The organism is uncultured Aquimarina sp. (assembly GCF_947492405.1).
Taxonomy (GTDB): Bacteria; Bacteroidota; Bacteroidia; order Flavobacteriales; family Flavobacteriaceae; genus Aquimarina.
This window is the reverse complement of the sequence record NZ_CANLMP010000001.1, coordinates 917,805-934,712: the sequence shown is the minus strand read 5'-3', so window position 1 is coordinate 934,712 and position 16,908 is coordinate 917,805. Positions and strand designations below refer to the sequence as shown.

The window sequence follows — 16,908 nt, the reverse complement described above, 5'->3', positions numbered from 1 at the left end:
ATTATAATTACTTAGTTTGAAAATATTATATGGAGTTCCTGGAGAAGGAATGGGACACGCAACGAGAGCAAAAGTAATTCTTACCCATTTAGCTAAAACTCATGAAATAAGAATTGTCTCTAGTGATAGAGCATATCGATTTCTTCAGAAAGCGTTTCCGGATCAAACATATGAAATTAAAGGATTTCATTTTTCATACAAGGATGGAGTAGTGTCTAGATCGAAAACATCTGCGGATATTATAAAGCATGCGCCAGAAAACCTGATTACAAATTTCAAGAAATACAAAGATCTTCAGGATGATTTTAAACCAAACATCGTCATATCTGATTTTGAATCCTTTACCTATATATATGCCAAGTATCATAAAATTCCTGTAATAAGTATCGATAATATGCAGATTATTGATCGAGGTAAAATAGATGTTAAAATACCGAAGTCAGAAAAATTAAATTATAAAATAGCTAAGGCAGTAGTAAAAGCAAAACTTCCTCAGTGTAATCAGTATTTGATATCCTCTTTTTTTAAAACTAAAATTAAGAAAAAGAATAGCTGTCTAGTTCCGCCAATAATTAGAAAAGAAATTCTGGATGCCAAGCAAGAGATAAAGAATCACATATTAATTTATCAATCATCCTGCAGTGAAAAGAGAATGATACCTCTTTTAAATGAGTTTCCCAAAGAAGATTTCTTGTTATATGGTTTTAACAAGGAAGAAGTTCATGGAAATGTATCGATGAAGAAATTTAGTGAAACTGAGTTTATTGAAAATTTTAGAACTGCTAAAGCTGTTTTCTGTAATGGAGGATATTCGTTTATAAGTGAAGCATTATTCTTGAATAAGCCTATCTGTACTGTTCCTATTAAAAATCAATTTGAACAATATTTAAATGGTGCTTATATAGAAAAACTAGGATATGGGAAAATGCTTATAGATTTTGAAACAGAAGGAATACAAAATTTTTTGAATAAGCTGTCGGAATTCCAAAAGAAGATAAGAGAATATCAACAGAAGGATAATCTTTTATTATTTACTATGTTAGACAGTATTTTAAGAGATATTACAGAAATAAAATAATCATTGAATACAAAAAAAGGGATGAGTACTTAAACTCATCCCTTTTCTTTAGAATTTGTTTTATCTTAATTCGATGATAACATCGCAAAGAATTTATCTAAATTAGGTAATAATACGATTCTTGTACGTCTATTAATAGCCATATTTTCTTCAGTATCATTTTCTACTAGAGGCTGGTAACTGCTTCTTCCTGACGCTATTAGTTTAGCAGGATCCACATTGTATTTTTTCTGTAATAATCTAGTAATAGAAGTTGCTCTTTTAACACTTAAATCCCAGTTATCTTCTAATGCAGGAGTGTTAATTGTTCTTGGGTCTGTATGACCTTCGATCATAACATCAAGACTAGGCTCAGAATTAATTACCTGTGCTAGTTTTTCTAAAACATCATTTGCTTTGTTACTTACTCTGTAACTTCCACTATTAAATAACATTTTATCAGATATAGAAATCATAACTACCGTATTATCAATATCGATAGAGATATCATCATCTTCTTTCAAACTATCATCTAAAGAACTTTTTAGATTATGAGAAACCGCAAGATTCATAGAGTCTTCTAGGGTTCTAGCACCCTGAAGCTTTTCTGGATCTACTTGAGCCAACGTTTCCTTCATCTTTTCCTTAGTGTTGTTCGAAATTACGGCAAGGTTATCAACCATTACCATTTTCTCATCATTAGATTCTCTTAATGAATTAATTTTCGAATTGTAATCTGCTACTCTAGCTTCAATTTTTGCAAATTTAGATTCTAATTCTTCTTTTTCTACAGTGGTTTTCTGTAACGTACTACGAGTGTTGTTTAAATCCTCTTCTAGAGCAAGATATTTCTTTTTAGATACGCAAGACGTAGCCATAAGAGCTCCAGATAATACGATTAGTGTGAATACTTTTTTCATGGTTATTTAATTAATCTTTTATACGTAACTAAAACTACTTGTTGTGCGTTTTATTATATTTTCACCTACTAAACTTTTCATATCGAATTCTTAAAAATTGTTAAAAAAAATTGTTAAAATTAGTATACCGTACTATTTTTACGGTAAATTTATCCCTTTATTATTGTTAATAAACTGAATAATAATACTTTAATGTTTTTTAGGTATGATTGAAATTTTTTTATTCGAAATTAATTTTTTTTATTGTTGTAACGATATAAAAAATGTATCGTCTTATTATAAAACGAAAGGTCCTGAATCAATTTTACTTTAAATTTAAAAATTCTTGAAAATTCATGTTTTTGAATAAAAGAAAATTATTCCTATTAGGAGTTTTAGTTTGTGTTTCATCTATAAATGTATCTGCACAGTTAGTCGAAAATAAAGATGATAAGTTATTATTAGGCTATAAGACGATAGTATTGGACGGCACCATTACGTACTTACCAATATATAAAGTAAATCGACAAAGTATTATTGCCAGGACTAATTCTGGTACGACACACGATTCCAAAGATTTTAGTGAGGTTTATGAGAAAGACTGGAGTAATACAGTATTTAATGTTTTTTGGCTAAAAAAGTCTATAGATCCTTTCTTATTGCATTTTGAGGATGAAGTTTTCTCATCACCCGTAGAACATAAAATGGTAGTTACATCTAGATATGGATGGAGGAGAGGTAGACCACATCAAGGGATTGATATAGATCTTAGAACTGGTGATAATGTAAGAACATTACTTAGTGGAAAAGTCCGATACGCCAGACGTCACGGAGGTCACGGAAGAACTGTTGTAATTCGTCATGATAATGGTTTAGAAACTGTTTATGCACATCTCTCTAAATATTTGGTAAAAGAGAACGATATCGTGGAAAAAGGACAAATTATAGGTAAAGGTGGTGTGTCTGGTAATGCGAGAGGCAGTCATCTTCACTTAGAAGTAAGATATAAAGGTAAGAGTATACATCCGGAGTATCTTTTCGAGTTTAATCAAGAGACGAAAGTTAGATCCAAAGATATTGCTGTAACAAAAAAGTGGATGACCCCAAGATCGCACCGATCTACTAAGAAAAGTAAAATTGTAGTTCAAACGAATATTAAAGAAATCTCTAATGAAACTCCTACTAAAAGTGTGTATATAGTGAAGAGAGGAGATACTTTACATGGGATCGCAAGAAAACACGATATCGAAGTATCGGAAATATGTAAAATAAACGAAATCAGATACAACTCGGTTCTTAATGTGGGACAAGAAATTGTAATTTATTAATAGTTAATTTCTTACATGTTTTTGTATCATTTCTAACAAAATATTTTTGTCGTAAGGCTTTAATATATAGTCATTTAATCCTGCTTGTATAATCTGCCTGTTTAACTGTGTTACATCAACAGCAGTCAATGCAATGACGGGAGTTTTACTATCAAATTCTCTAATTCTTTTTGTAGTGCCGATGCCATTAAGTTTTGGCATATTGATATCCATAAGAATAATATCATAAGAATTGTCTTTTGCTAATTCTATAGCATCGAAACCGTTGTCTATAGTCGTGCATTCAAAATTTTCTTTTGAAAGAATCTTGTCCGCAACTAACAAATTCAATTTATTATCATCAACGATTAGTACTCTTTGCTTAGTACCACTATCTATTGTTTGACTAGCTTCATCGTTAGGATTGATAGTTTCCATATCTATAACAAAAGCATATTCGGACCCAGAGTGAGAATTGTTTTGCAGTATGATTTCACCATTTAAAGATTTAGCAAGTCTTTTAACTATAGTAGAATTAGCACTAGTTCCTAGATATGCCTTTTTTACATTTTCTATACCTATAAACTCTTGATATATAGATTTTTCATCTTCTTTGGAAACCTCATTACCATCATGAGTTACCTTAAACGAAATATGATTCAAATTCCCCTTTTTATTGATAAGCTGAACCGAGAAAAGAACATTTCCATTTCTAGTAAATCTAAGAGCATTACTAATGAGATTCATTAATATTTGAGAAAGAATCCCAGGATTGCCATTTAGTGTTTCGGGTAGATCGGGATCAAACTCTAGATCTAATGAATTATCACTATTTTCTATAGCATAACTAAAAGAATTTATGATATTTTGAGTCAATTCTTTTAGATTAAAAGGTTTCTTTGTAGGCACAATTTCTTCAGAATCTAAAACATTAATCTGAAGTACGTTATTAATAAGAGTTAATAAGTAATCTCCTGAAAATTTTAATGATTTAAGATTTTTATTGCTTTCCAATTCCGGGTGCTCATTAACTAGAATATTCGTTAAACCCATAATTCCGTACAATGGTGTTCTTAATTCTTGGTTAAGAGATGAAATAAATTCTTGATTGATTTGAACTTTCTTTTCTGTAGAATCAAGTAAAGAATTTAACTCATTGTTCTTATTATTGAGTTGGTTGCTCAATGTTAAACATCGATAACTTAAATAAATAATCACGAAGAGGAGTAAAATTCCGATGATATAATAAATCATTTGAAATATTTTATGACAAAATAAGAGATATCGGATTTATCTTACAAGTTTGAAACCGTATTTTTTTGGTAAATAGGATTATTTTGCATTTTTGACTTAACAAATAGTTAGTTTGGTTGAGTTTTTGATTACAAATAATAAAAAAAAGTAAGGGATTGATTATCTTTAACGACTATATATGGATAAAGGAATAATGAGGATGAAATCTACAGTTGTATCAATATTAGCGGTTTTTTTTGTGATTTCTATAAATGCACAAATAGAAAAACCTTTGTCTTCTTTAAAAGTTGATGAAAGCAGTAATTTAAGTACTAGTAAATACAGTTTATCCTCTGGTTTAGCCAAGCCTAAAAATAATTTTACATTATATAATAATTCAAAAGACTCAATTCGGTTTAACAGAACACAGAAACCGTTTGATATGACTGGAAATAATGGTCTTTTACAACCAAATTTTAAGGTTGTCCCTAAACATTTTCAAAAGGATAAAGAAATAAAAGAAGAATATAAATCTGATCAATATCTGGGAGATTTTAAAAGTAATTCAGAGTATGTATATCTTATTTACAGAGATCATCAATCCGTAGATGGAGATTTAGTAAGAATCTTTATAAATGATGATGTAATTAAGTCTAATGTATACTTAGATGCTGTTTTCAAAGGGTTTAAGATTAATTTAATTAAAGGGTTTAATAAAATAGATATACAAGCTCTAAACCAAGGAACCTCTGGTCCCAATACTGCAGAGTTTCAATTACACGATGACCAAGGAAATATAGTTACTGCTAACGAATGGAATCTGACTACCGGAGTAAAAGCTACGATTATAGTTGTTAAAGAGTAATATCTTCTTATCCTAAATCTTTTTAAATTCACGTTTCTTATTTTTCGAATTTTTATCATTAATTAATTCTTCGCTAATCTTTATAAGGTGAACTCGATGAAAGAATTTAGTTCTAAAAAGCCGTCAGATAGAGTAATTTTTTATAGTGAAACTGAGAAAAATTAGCTTGCCCGCCTCTGGAGGGTATCGAAATTAGACTTTTACCTGAAAATTTACTTGTCTTCGATAGTTCTGCTAGCCTGTCGAAGTATAATTCGCCTAAGACAGAAGATCACTCTGACTAACGTAAATTTTCTTAGGTCGAACTCAGATTTATATAAACGTATCTTTTAGGTTTACTATATCTTTTTTGATACTTTTTCCACACGTTAATTAGTAATGATTTCATAGTATTTATATTTTTTTTGAAATATTATGTGATTTTTTAGATGTATAACATACTAATAAGAAAAAACAAACTCAAGATGAGTAAAGAAGAAGAGTTTACTCGCATTATTAAGGATAATGAAGGTGTTATTTTTAAAATAACTACCATATACACTGATAGATCAGAAGATCAACAAGATTTATATCAGGAAATTGTGTATCAATTATGGAAAGCTTATGATACATTTAAAGGAAAATCTAAAATAAGTACCTGGATGTATCGTGTGGCATTAAATACAGCCATCACAAGACTTAAGAAAGAAAAAAGAAAAGGTAGTAGAGTCGGAATTGATCAAGTAGTATTAAAACAAACAGAAAACTATAATACCGAGTTCGAGGAGAAATTAAGAATCTTATATGCTCATATAAAAATGCTTAACGATCTGGAAAAAGGATTAATTCTATTACTTCTAGAAGGGAAGAAGTATGAAGAAATTGCATTGATCACCGGATTAACTCCATCCAATGTGGGAACAAGAATATCCAGAATCAAACAAAAGCTGAAAACTCAAATAATAAAAAAATAAGGCTATGGAACTAGAGGAAATGCAAGCAGTATGGTCTGAGATTAGTGGCCAATTAGAAAAACAAAAAAAGTTAACAGATAAAATGATTATTATGATGACACAAGAACAATATAGAAAAAAATGGAATAAAATAGCTTATCCGGAAATTTTTGGTACTATCATTTGCTTTAGCATGGCGATATTGATTTTTGCTAATATAAATACATTAGAAACATGGTATAATATTATACTTGGTGTGATATGTGCCATTATTTTATTGGTTTTACCAATATTATCCTTGCGATCAATAAATAAAATGAGCGGAATTAATTTTTATGAAAATAGCTATAAGGATACTTTAATAAAGTACACAAAAAACAAAAAACAATTTCAATTACTTCAGAAATTCTCTTATTATTTAAGCTTTGTACTAATATTTTTGATACTACCGGTAACATCTAAAATTATTGGAGGTAAAGATATGTTTACGGGTGTAAAAAATATTTGGCCATTGATTGTATTCATACCTTTAGGAATTACATTCTTTATATTTTTTGCTAAATGGGTTAAGAAATGTTATGGAAAAAATATCAACGAGGCGGAGAATATACTAAAGGATTTACAAGCAGAAGAATAGATTTTAGTTTCTAACAATAAAAAATAAAACCAGACTTGAGCGCAGAGTTCTGGTTTTGTTGCTATAGAATTCATTTTTTTGATTTATACGTACAAAATGTAATGTTTTTGTATTTTTAAGGAATAACCAATGATATTTTAAAAATGAACTTCACACTTAATTTTAATCGAAAATTTCAATATTTAATTTTTAGTTTAATAATATTTAGTACAATTATTTCGTGTGAAGATGCTAAATCAAATGATAATCAATTTGATAAAAACTTTGTTCATACGGTGTATATATGGCTCAATAATCCGGATAGTAAAGAGGATAGAAAACTTTTTGAAGAGTCTCTAAATAAATTCTTAAATACATCGAAGTATGCAAAAACTAACTTTGTGGGCACTCCTGCAGGAACCGATAGGGAAGTAGTGGATAATTCTTATACGTACGCAATAGTCGTTACTTTTTCTTCTAAAGAAGAACAGGATTTATACCAAAAAGAAGAAGCACATCTTTTATTTATTAAAGAGGCTTCTTCCTTGTGGAATAAAGTACAGATCTATGATGCTATTGGTATAGATTAAATAAAACAATAGTTGTACCTATTCTTTTTGATCCAGATACGATCCTAAATTATTAAGTGTATCATCCCAGAATTGCTCATAGAACTTCAACCATTGATTTACTGCTTTTAGTGGTTTTGTATCTGCAAAACAAAATCGTTCTCTTCCTTTCGAATTTATTTGGACCAAACCAGCATCTTCCAACGTTTTTAGATGCTTAGTTACTCCCTGACGGCTCATGTCGAATTGACTTGATATTTGAGTAATTGGTAAAGCAGTGGCTGCCAATACCAATGCATGAAATATCTCTCTTCTGGTTGGATCCGCAATCGCTTTTAGTATTTTGGTGATTTTATCCTGCATGTACTTCCTGTGTTAAATATCCTGACAGTTCGTTGATACAATTATTCCAACCACCATTAAAACTGTTGAACATGGTTACGGCAGTGTCTCCTGGATAATTAGAAATACCGGAGTGTTCAAGATATAATTTAGTACCTCCATCAATTTCTTCTAGTTTCCAAGTTACTATAGTTTCTACTGCTGTGCCTCCTACAATCCATGTGTAGATCAAGGTATAAGGGTTAGCTTGTTTTACGGTACCAGTTATTTGGGTACAGTTTTCTTTATCAGGTGAGTTAAAAGTATACCTGTAACCAACTTCAGCTTTAAAATCTGCAGGAATAAACCAGGTTGATATTTCTTCAGCCGTAGAAATAGCGTTCCAGATTTTGTCAATGGAATGTTTAAAAATGTGTTCTTTAATAATTTGATCTTTCATTTGTATGACATTTTAAATTAATAATGCAACTATATGGTTGCAAATTTAAGTCAATGTTTTTTAATAAGCAACTTTTTGGTTGCTTATTGATTGTAAAAGCCTTGTTTTTATGGTTTTAAGTATGCTTGATTCCAATCGATTTAAAAATAAATATGTAAAGTAACTTTTTTATTTAAATTATTCTTATTACTTTAAAGGTCCTCATAGTTAAGTTTATTTTCCCCATTTTTTAGTTATTATTTTCAAAGTAAAAGACACTTTGAAGAATTGTGTATAAGGGTTTTTTGATTCAAAATACCCAATAACAGGTATGTTATATATAGTCAGAATTATAGAAATTACAAATGCTAATTTGTACTCAGTTGAATAATGATATGTTATTTTTTGGTATTCACTTTTTTAGCAATGACGCATTAAAATAATAAAAATTATATGGCATTGATTTTTGATCAAATAAATGGAGGAGCACAAACTCACGTATTAATTATAGGAGTGGGAGGTTATCGATATCTATCTGGAGGAATAGAAGAAAAGGTGCAGAATTATGAAAGAGTTGGTATTTTGAAACAACTATCATCACCTCCTAAATCAGCTTTGGCTTTTAGAGATCATCTATTAGAAATAGAGAACGATCAGCAAAAAGGATTTGTTAAATCTTTGGGGAGTATAGAATTATTGATTTCTCCATCTCCTAATGACCCTAATCCTGGTAGTGATGGAGAACAATTTGAACCTGCAAACTTTGCAAATGTTTCCCAAGCATATAATGATTGGAAACAACGTTGTGATAGTCATGTAGATAATGTCGCAATTTTCTTTTTCAGTGGTCACGGAGTTGAAAAAAAAGATCACTATTTGTTAACTGAGGATTTTGGTGCTAACCCTAATAATCCTTGGTTGATGGGAAGTTTTACTTTCAATAAAACGAGAAGTGCATTTCATTCTTGCCAGGCATCTACACAATGTTTTTTTATAGATTCTTGTAGAAAGATTAATGCAGATATGCTCCAAAGTGATCTTCCAGATATTCCTTTGGATGTTCCTTCGTTAACAACGCCTGATTGTAAACATGATCTTACAATGAAAGCTGCTGCACATAATGAAGCAGCATATGGACCGAAAAAAAAGCCTTCATTTTTTACTCAATCCATAATAAAAGCTTTACAAGGATATGCAGCCGATAAAAGAGGAGGACAATGGGCTGTCAATACAGGTGATATCGCTACACAGATTCATAAGATCCTACGGATGGTTAAATCTACTGAAGGATATAAACAACGTTGTGTGTATTCTGCTAGTGAACCTTCTGGTATAATTACCTTTAGCAAGGCGCCACCTGCGCATCTATCTGTTGCTTGTGATCCAGCTGAAGCAACCAATGTATCTAAATTAAAATGTAAAGCTCTTGAAGGAGAAACGGAATTTACTGAAGATCCAAAACCTGAATCTTGGGAATTAGATATGATTGCCGGATACTACACATTACAGACTGAATCACAAAGTGATGAATTTAATAATGGAGAAACATTGGCCTTAGTTCGGGCATTAACTAACGAAAAAATAAACTGTTCTAGAAATGAGTAATCTATCTATACATATTATAACACATGGAAATGATTCTTCTCGTATTCCTAAGAAAATTACAATTCTCAATTCAAAACTCGAAGAGATTGATTCTTTTTGGATGACTCATAATAATCATAAAAATTTAAATGTGGAATCTGGAGTTTATGGAGTAGCACTTACATTGGCTTCTGGTAAAAAAATGGAAAAGGCTGTAATGGTTAAATCTAATTTAAGCGGAAAGGTAACGTTCGACTTATCGGGGTTAAGCCCATATGAAACCCAAGAATGGGCATATTTATCCAAAAATTTATCCACCCACGTAGATAAAGAAAAAGATTTAGTAGATAATACTTATTTAGGCGCTTGGATTCGATTATGGAAAAAAGAAGATGAGAACTGGAAAGTTGTTAAGATTCCAATTCAGGAATCAAGTTCCTGGAATGAAGAAGGTGTAAGTTATGAGCTAAATGTAGAACGTGATCAACAATTTCTACAAGTAGGAGGGCCTAAAATTCCCTGGAAATTAATAGCGCTACCTCCTAATAATAACTTGATGTGCTTGATCCGACCTAATGAAGGTCCTAAAAGTATTGTACACCCTTTAGAGGTTACGGTAACTTCAGATAACTGGTTTGCAGAAACTATTTTGACTTTACTTAATCAAGATTCCAGATCCAAAGCACAGGATCTTTATGATAGCTCAGGGCTGAAATCATCTTCTGCAGAAGAACTGTTATATGGAAAAATATCTAATCCTACTGCCGCGGCGATAGGAGGATATTACTTATTGAAAACGGGAGAAATAGACCGATTACATAACTGGGCTGAAAATTTGGCTAATTGGATGCCTTGGATGTCTGATGGTTCGATTATCTGGGCATGGCAATTGATCAAAGAAGGAAGAAATAGTGGTAATATGAATATTATCGAAATCAAATCACGTTTTCTGGAAGCTACAAAAAGAGGAATACCTTTATATACAGAAGGATTAAGGTTGTTATGGAAAGGTTTAAAAATGTTGGTTGATAATGACACTGCTGACTCAAAAATTGAAGCTGCATTAAAAGTAGTAGAAAAATATGCTGAAGCCGCGGACTGGACAACCACAACCACCACTTTTAATGGAGTTGCTCCCCAACAACCTGGTAAAAAGTCAAAAAGGGGAACACCTCATAATAAAGATTTTATAGCATACATCTATGATGTACCTGTAAAGGAGTTAATAAAAGATACGGTATTCGATCCTATTGATGATAATCTGGAAATATATGTCGGAGATTCCGTTTCGCCAGGAATAAGGTTAGCGTCAGATGGATGGATTAGATCAGATGAAGGAATGAAGTTTGGTTCTATTTATAAAGCAGCAAAAGAATTAAGAAGTAAAGGAACTACGAGCGGATCTATGGATGAAAAATTAAAAGACATTCATATTAAGTTTCCTAATAAAGACTTTGATTCTGAAATCAGAAAATATAGAATGGGAAAAGGAAAACTATAAAATTATGTTTAATATTAAATTTTTACCTGCAAGATTTGGCGATTGTATCTGGATAACTTACGGAGCAGAAGATAATCCTAGTCGTATTCTCATTGATGGAGGCACTGGAGGTACAAGGCACAGTATCAGAAAATTAGTAGAAGAACTTCCGGAAAATGAAAGAAAGCTTGAATTGTTAGTAGTAACACATATAGATAGAGATCATATAGAAGGTATTCTTAAATTGTTAGAAGAAGATGAATTACCTTTTACCATACGTGATTTCTGGTTCAACGGCTGGGGACATTTAGATATACCGGGCGAAGAAGAAATAGAACCTTTTGGAGGTGTTATGGGAGAACGCCTTTCAGCAGGAATATTAAAACATAATTTATCTTGGAATGGAGATTTTAATAAGAAAACCGTTGTAGTAGATGGCGAAGCATTACCAAAAATATCGCTACCAGGAGGAATGAAACTTACACTTTTATCTCCAGCACCAAAACACTTATCTGAGCTTAAAGATAAATGGGAAGATGAAGTAAGAGCTGCTAATTTAGATCCTGGTTTTGGTTTAGCAATAAATGATGAAGAGGAGGGTGAAGAAGAGGTTGATAGTTTTGGAGGTGAAGAAATACCGAATATAGATATACTCTCGCAAGAAAGTTTTGAAGAAGATACAGCAGCAGGAAACGGAAGTAGTATTGCTTTTTTAGCGGAATATGAAGGAAAAAAAGTACTGTTTTGTGGAGATGCATTTCCCAGTCAACTATTAGAAGCACTAAATAAAATAGCTCCGGATCGTAAAATAGATTTAGATCTTTTTAAAGTATCACATCATGCTAGTTCACATAATACAAGCCCAGAATTGTTAAACAAAGTAAACTGTAAGAATTTTGTCATTTCTACAAATGGTAGAATTTATAAACACCCAAAAAAAGTAACTATAGCCAGAATCTTAAAATCTGCAGGAGCTAATACTCAACTTATTTTTAATTATAAGTCAAAGATTAATAAGATTTGGGATGAAGAGTTTATAAAAAACAAATATAATTATACAACTATGTATCCAGAACCGGGAATGGAAATAGTACAAATAGATCTTTAAAATCATCCTTCATAAACCAAAACATAACACTTTTTAAATCAAAAGATTATGAATGATTCAACTAAAAAGCCAATCATAAACTGCCACGCTCATATTTTTAAAGGAGAACACGTGCCTCCTTATCTTGCCAAAACATTTGTACCCTGGCCATTTTATCGTTTGCTTAATACTCCGCTGATATTGAAGTTGTACAAACGTAGTGTAAAAGATAATAACGAAAAATACCAAGATCCTTACGTAGAAAAAAAACGGAACAAAGTGATCAGAAGAATAAAACTTCAGCGAAATAAATTATTGAATGGTGTTTTATCACTTATAGGATTTATTGTAACATACCATGCATTGTTTATTATTTTTGAATGGTTGTCCCTTGTTTTTAGTCCTGAAAATAATGACGTTATCAAATACGGATTAATATTACAGGAATGGCTAGAATCTATATACCTGTTATATCCATTAAAAAATATTTTTATTAAGACTGCATTGGTTGCAATACTAGTATTATTTTTTAAAAGTGGTAGAAATCTAATATGGTTTATACTTCGTAAAACGCTAAAGTTCTTTTCTGTTTTACCAGGTAAAATGACAAAAGATTTGTTAGATAGGTATTTGCTTTTGGGTCGTTTTACATTATATAAAGATCAAAAAAGAATTTTTTCAGTACTAGAATCACAATATCCTCCTGGTTCTAAATTTATAGTATTACCAATGGATATGGAATATATGGGAGCAGGTAAACTAGACGCAAAATCCTCATATAAACATCAAATGCAGGAAATAGCAAGTATAAAAGAAAAAGGAAAGTATAAGAATGAAATACTTCCGTTTGTATTTGCAGAACCAAGAAGAATACGAGAAGAAAAAGATCACCTTAAGTTTACATTTTATAAAGGAAAAGTAACACTTCAGGATTGTTTTATAAAAGAGTATATAGAGGATAAAAAATTCAACGGATTTAAGATTTACCCTGCATTGGGATATTATCCTTTTGACGAAGCGTTATTACCATTATGGAAGTATGCTGCTGATCGTGGTATTCCTATTATGACACATTGTATCAAGGGAACTATATTTTACCGAGGCAAAAAGGAAAAGGAATGGGATGTGCACCCTATTTTTAAAGAAGTTGTAAATCTTGAAAACGATATTTATGAGCCATTATTACTGCCGCAAACTAAAAACAAAGATTTTTCATTAAATTTCACACATCCATTGAATTATTTGGTGTTGCTGAAGGAAGAATTACTTCGTATTCTGGTCGATCAATGTAGTGATGAAATTAAAAGCCTATTCGGATACAAAGACTTAAACACTCCTTTAACTTATAATTTATCTCATCTCAAAATTTGTTTTGCTCATTTTGGAGGAGAAGATCAGTGGAATAAATATCTGGAATTTGATCGATATAGGTATAGTAATGAGTTAATTAAAGAGCCAGAGACTGGGATTAACTTTTTGTACAGATTGGATAATAAGTTTAGTTGGAAAAAACTAGAAGATTGCTGGAAGTATGTAGATTGGTATTCAATCATTTGTAGTATGATGTTACAACACGAGAATGTGTATGCAGATATAAGTTATATACTTCATGATGAACAGATTTTTCCTTTATTGAGACAAACTATCAATCATACTAAGTTAGGAAAGAAAGTTTTGTTTGGGACTGATTTTTATGTGGTAAGAAATCATGCCGCAGAGAAGAATTTAGTTGCTGCGACAACAGGTAACTTAACTGTAGAAGAATTTGATATTATCGCGCGTGATAATCCTGCAAAGTTTTTATCTTGATGTTAATTAGAGCTATCAGTAGCATACCATTTAGCAATGGTATTTCCAGCTGGTTTAAACCTTGGAGAAAAATCTAAATTAGTAGGAGCATTCTCCTTATTTGATTGAGTGTTCCATTGCCAGATATATGTTCCTGCGAACCAATCTTTGTTCCATAATGTTTCATAAAGTGCTTGATAAGCTATTTGTTGGGTTTTGTCCGATTTTTGTTTAGATAAAATACTTAGGACAGAACCCCATTCCCAGGGTTTGATAGTTGCCGATGCTTCACTTTTGTATCCTATTTCTGTAAATAATATGGGTTTTTTATGGTTTTTTGATAATGATTCTAACATTTTTACATGGGCATCCCATCCGCTTAGTACTGTATTTAAATCGGGATTAGCACCTTCGGTTAAAGGAAAGTAAGCTTGTATTCCTATATAATCTAGTTCATTCCAAAAATCGATTAATTCATATTCACCATCCCAATTTGCTGCATACGTTAATTTTCCTTTATAGATAGTTTTAATTTCTTTGATTAAAGTCTTCCACTTTTCTGGCTGAGCTAGTAGAGAACTTTTTAATTCTGTACCTATGCAAAGTAGCTCCACATTAGTTTTAGCAGCCATTTTCGTATAGTGTAACATATTTGCACGATAAGAATTGAACCAAGTATCCCAATCAGCAGAAGTAGGTTGTCTTACATTAGATCTCCATCCAGAACGTAACCAAAGGTGTGGTTTTAGCATTATATTAATACCTCTATCCTTAAGCTTTGTGATTGCATTTATATATATACTATCTCTTTTTGACCATTGGCCAACTTTTTTTGGAGTTCTCATTTTTAATGTTTCCTCATCTTCCTGATCGAAAAAAGGTACTACCGCTACCCATTCTATATTGGATCGAACTAGGTCATCAATTGCAGTTTTATTATCCTCATTATAATTCCAACCAAATACGGTCATGCCACGATGTTTTCCATCAACTTTATATAAGTTCTTAGAGAAACCACTATTGTTTTCTATGGATGGAATCCAATTATACTCAAAATCTTCTGAACTATTCTTGATGATAATAAATTTAAAAATTCCAAATAGAACCAAAGTTGGAGTAAATAATTTTAAGGAGAAATGTTTTAACATCACTGTAAAGCCTTTCTTTTTTTGTAATCGAATAAAATATCTGAAAATTAGAAATACTATATAAAGTATTATATATAGGATATGAATTACAACAATAAACTTCAGACTTATCAGTGCATTTCCAAAATACTGCAAAGATTCTAAAAATGTAAACCCAGCCGATATAGTACCAATAATAAAAATAATTAAGCTCGTTAACCAAGAGAATATATATACCTTAAAAGCTGTAAAAAGTTCGTTTTTCATATACCAGATCACTAACTTAATATATTAAAATAAAAATGCGTCGTAATCTTACATAGCATATAGATGAATATCAATTTCTAAATGTAAATAAAATATAAACTTTTCATAAATAAAGTATTTAAAGTTTAATTAACTCGTATTTTAATTAAGCTAATCATCATATAATCAGTATTAATACAAAACCGAAGATATATGGAGTTAAATAATAAATTTCTGATATTATTAATTTTGATTGGAATTAATTTAGGACAGGCTCAATATAAAGAGAATGATTGGAAAGAGAGAGATACCTGGATGAAGGTTTCAGAATTATTTGAGATAGCAGAAATCAAACAAGGCAGTATGGTGGCAGATGTAGGTTGCCATGAGGGATACTTGTCGATTCATATGGCAAAAGTAGTCGGAGCATCAGGAAAAGTTTTAGCAGTCGATGTTAGAAAAGATAGATTAGAGAAGCTGGATGAACATCTAAAGAAGCGAAAAATTAAAAATGTAAAAACTATTTTAGGAGATTATGATAATCCAAACTTACCTGATAATTCTTTGGATGTTGTGGTGATTTTGGATACATATCACGAAATGGACGATTATAAGGAAATATTAGCACACGTTAAAAAAGCTTTGAAACCAAAAGGTAATATTGTAATAATAGAAAAATTTAAAGAACATATGCTCAATAAATCTAGAGATGAGCAAATGGAGGCTCATACATTGGCTATGCATTATGTGAAAAAAGAATTAGAAACTGCTCGGTTTATAATGAAAAGGGAAATTAAAGATTTTGGGAGATGGAAAAAAGAAGAAGATAAGCGAATATGGATTTTAGTAGGGACTAAGAAATGATGAATATTCACTATACAGATTTGCGTGTTTTTATAATACAAATAGTGAATTTGATGCTAAAAGAAGTTTATGATATTGGAATTTATAGAACTTTCAAACTTCATTGCATTGTATTTCGTTTATCTTTGTAAATGTAATGAAGTTATTTACAATAATATTATCTGTCTTTATATTAAGTTCGACGCTTATACCTTGTTCTGATGCATTGAATTCAGAAGATCAAGAGGATGTATTTTGTGATCACAAGCACGATCATTCTGAGGATACAGATGATTCTTGTGCTTCAATATGTATATGTACTTGTTGTGGTGTAACAATTACATATGAGTTACTAAAACAGTTTAATGTAGCTATAAGAACTGTCATCATTTCTAAAGATGATTGTATCTATCAATCCGATTATACTTTTTATTTCTTTCCAAATATATGGCAACCGCCTAGATCAATTAGCTAATTGTTAGTTAGGCTTTATAATATAAGCCTCAAATCAAATT

Annotated in this window: 17 protein-coding genes; 12 read left to right on the top strand and 5 right to left on the bottom strand. The window is 30.9% G+C overall.

The features are described 5' to 3' along the window. Window positions 1-16 precede the first annotated feature (16 nt). The gene (locus Q0829_RS04120; RefSeq protein WP_298540256.1) at window positions 17-1,078 is read left to right on the top strand and encodes an MJ1255/VC2487 family glycosyltransferase; all 1,062 of its coding nucleotides are present in this window, start codon (window positions 17-19) and stop codon (window positions 1,076-1,078) included. Window positions 1,079-1,143: 65 nt separating this feature from the next. Here the strand turns inward: Q0829_RS04120 and Q0829_RS04115 are convergent, their stop codons facing one another. Then, window positions 1,144-1,977: an OmpA family protein gene (locus Q0829_RS04115; RefSeq protein WP_298540255.1), complete on the bottom strand. Its 834-nt coding sequence runs from the start codon at window positions 1,975-1,977 to the stop codon at window positions 1,144-1,146. Window positions 1,978-2,318: 341 nt separating this feature from the next. On the opposite strand from Q0829_RS04115, the gene Q0829_RS04110 reads away from it, so the two are divergent. Next, on the top strand, window positions 2,319-3,284 hold the full coding sequence (locus Q0829_RS04110; protein ID WP_298540251.1) for a M23 family metallopeptidase: 966 nt from the start codon (window positions 2,319-2,321) through the stop codon (window positions 3,282-3,284). 3 nt (window positions 3,285-3,287) lie between these two features. On the opposite strand, the gene Q0829_RS04105 is transcribed toward Q0829_RS04110, so the two are convergent. Next, on the bottom strand, window positions 3,288-4,448 hold the full coding sequence (locus Q0829_RS04105; RefSeq protein WP_298540249.1) for a response regulator: 1,161 nt from the start codon (window positions 4,446-4,448) through the stop codon (window positions 3,288-3,290). Window positions 4,449-4,695: 247 nt separating this feature from the next. Here Q0829_RS04105 and Q0829_RS04100 point away from each other — a divergent pair, with 247 nt between their 5' ends. The 4 genes from Q0829_RS04100 (at window position 4,696) to Q0829_RS04085 (ending at window position 7,499) form a co-directional block, all read left to right on the top strand. Continuing rightward, window positions 4,696-5,361: a hypothetical protein gene (locus Q0829_RS04100; RefSeq protein WP_298540246.1), complete on the top strand. Its 666-nt coding sequence runs from the start codon at window positions 4,696-4,698 to the stop codon at window positions 5,359-5,361. A 464-nt stretch (window positions 5,362-5,825) separates the two neighbouring features. Then, window positions 5,826-6,314 carry a sigma-70 family RNA polymerase sigma factor gene (locus Q0829_RS04095; protein ID WP_298540245.1) on the top strand — a complete coding sequence of 163 codons (489 nt, stop codon included), beginning with the start codon at window positions 5,826-5,828 and terminating at the stop codon, window positions 6,312-6,314. Between the two features lie 4 nt (window positions 6,315-6,318). Next, window positions 6,319-6,930 carry a hypothetical protein gene (locus tag Q0829_RS04090; protein ID WP_298540243.1) on the top strand — a complete coding sequence of 204 codons (612 nt, stop codon included), beginning with the start codon at window positions 6,319-6,321 and terminating at the stop codon, window positions 6,928-6,930. Window positions 6,931-7,073: 143 nt separating this feature from the next. After that, on the top strand, window positions 7,074-7,499 hold the full coding sequence (locus tag Q0829_RS04085) for a Dabb family protein (RefSeq protein WP_298540241.1): 426 nt from the start codon (window positions 7,074-7,076) through the stop codon (window positions 7,497-7,499). Between the two features lie 18 nt (window positions 7,500-7,517). Here the strand turns inward: Q0829_RS04085 and Q0829_RS04080 are convergent, their stop codons facing one another. Continuing rightward, a complete protein-coding gene (locus Q0829_RS04080; protein ID WP_298540239.1) occupies window positions 7,518-7,841 on the bottom strand; it encodes a metalloregulator ArsR/SmtB family transcription factor in 324 nt (107 codons plus the stop codon). Then, on the bottom strand, window positions 7,831-8,259 hold the full coding sequence (locus tag Q0829_RS04075) for an SRPBCC domain-containing protein (protein ID WP_298540238.1): 429 nt from the start codon (window positions 8,257-8,259) through the stop codon (window positions 7,831-7,833). Before Q0829_RS04075 ends, Q0829_RS04080 begins: the two co-directional genes overlap by 11 nt. 432 nt (window positions 8,260-8,691) lie before the next feature. Here Q0829_RS04075 and Q0829_RS04070 point away from each other — a divergent pair, with 432 nt between their 5' ends. Genes Q0829_RS04070 through Q0829_RS04055 form a run of 4 tightly spaced genes read left to right on the top strand, consistent with a single transcriptional unit; the run spans window position 8,692 to window position 14,198 of the window. After that, entirely contained in the window at window positions 8,692-9,843 is a 1,152-nt protein-coding gene (locus Q0829_RS04070) for a caspase family protein (protein WP_298540237.1), read from the top strand. Further along, the gene (locus Q0829_RS04065; RefSeq protein WP_298540235.1) at window positions 9,836-11,323 is read left to right on the top strand and encodes a hypothetical protein; all 1,488 of its coding nucleotides are present in this window, start codon (window positions 9,836-9,838) and stop codon (window positions 11,321-11,323) included. Before Q0829_RS04070 ends, Q0829_RS04065 begins: the two co-directional genes overlap by 8 nt. Before the next feature lie 4 nt (window positions 11,324-11,327). Next, a complete protein-coding gene (locus Q0829_RS04060; protein WP_298540233.1) occupies window positions 11,328-12,410 on the top strand; it encodes a hypothetical protein in 1,083 nt (360 codons plus the stop codon). A gap of 48 nt (window positions 12,411-12,458) precedes the next feature. Continuing rightward, complete coding sequence (locus Q0829_RS04055; protein ID WP_298540231.1) at window positions 12,459-14,198, top strand: amidohydrolase family protein; 1,740 nt, start codon at window positions 12,459-12,461, stop codon at window positions 14,196-14,198. 2 nt (window positions 14,199-14,200) lie between these two features. Here Q0829_RS04055 and Q0829_RS04050 read toward each other — a convergent pair whose 3' ends face one another. Next, window positions 14,201-15,571, bottom strand: a complete 1,371-nt coding sequence (locus Q0829_RS04050) for a hypothetical protein (RefSeq protein ID WP_298540228.1) — start codon at window positions 15,569-15,571, stop codon at window positions 14,201-14,203. A gap of 192 nt (window positions 15,572-15,763) precedes the next feature. Here Q0829_RS04050 and Q0829_RS04045 point away from each other — a divergent pair, with 192 nt between their 5' ends. Beyond that, the gene (locus Q0829_RS04045; protein WP_298540226.1) at window positions 15,764-16,414 is read left to right on the top strand and encodes a class I SAM-dependent methyltransferase; all 651 of its coding nucleotides are present in this window, start codon (window positions 15,764-15,766) and stop codon (window positions 16,412-16,414) included. A 136-nt stretch (window positions 16,415-16,550) separates the two neighbouring features. Next, window positions 16,551-16,868 carry a DUF6660 family protein gene (locus Q0829_RS04040; protein WP_298540223.1) on the top strand — a complete coding sequence of 106 codons (318 nt, stop codon included), beginning with the start codon at window positions 16,551-16,553 and terminating at the stop codon, window positions 16,866-16,868. Window positions 16,869-16,908 lie beyond the last annotated feature (40 nt).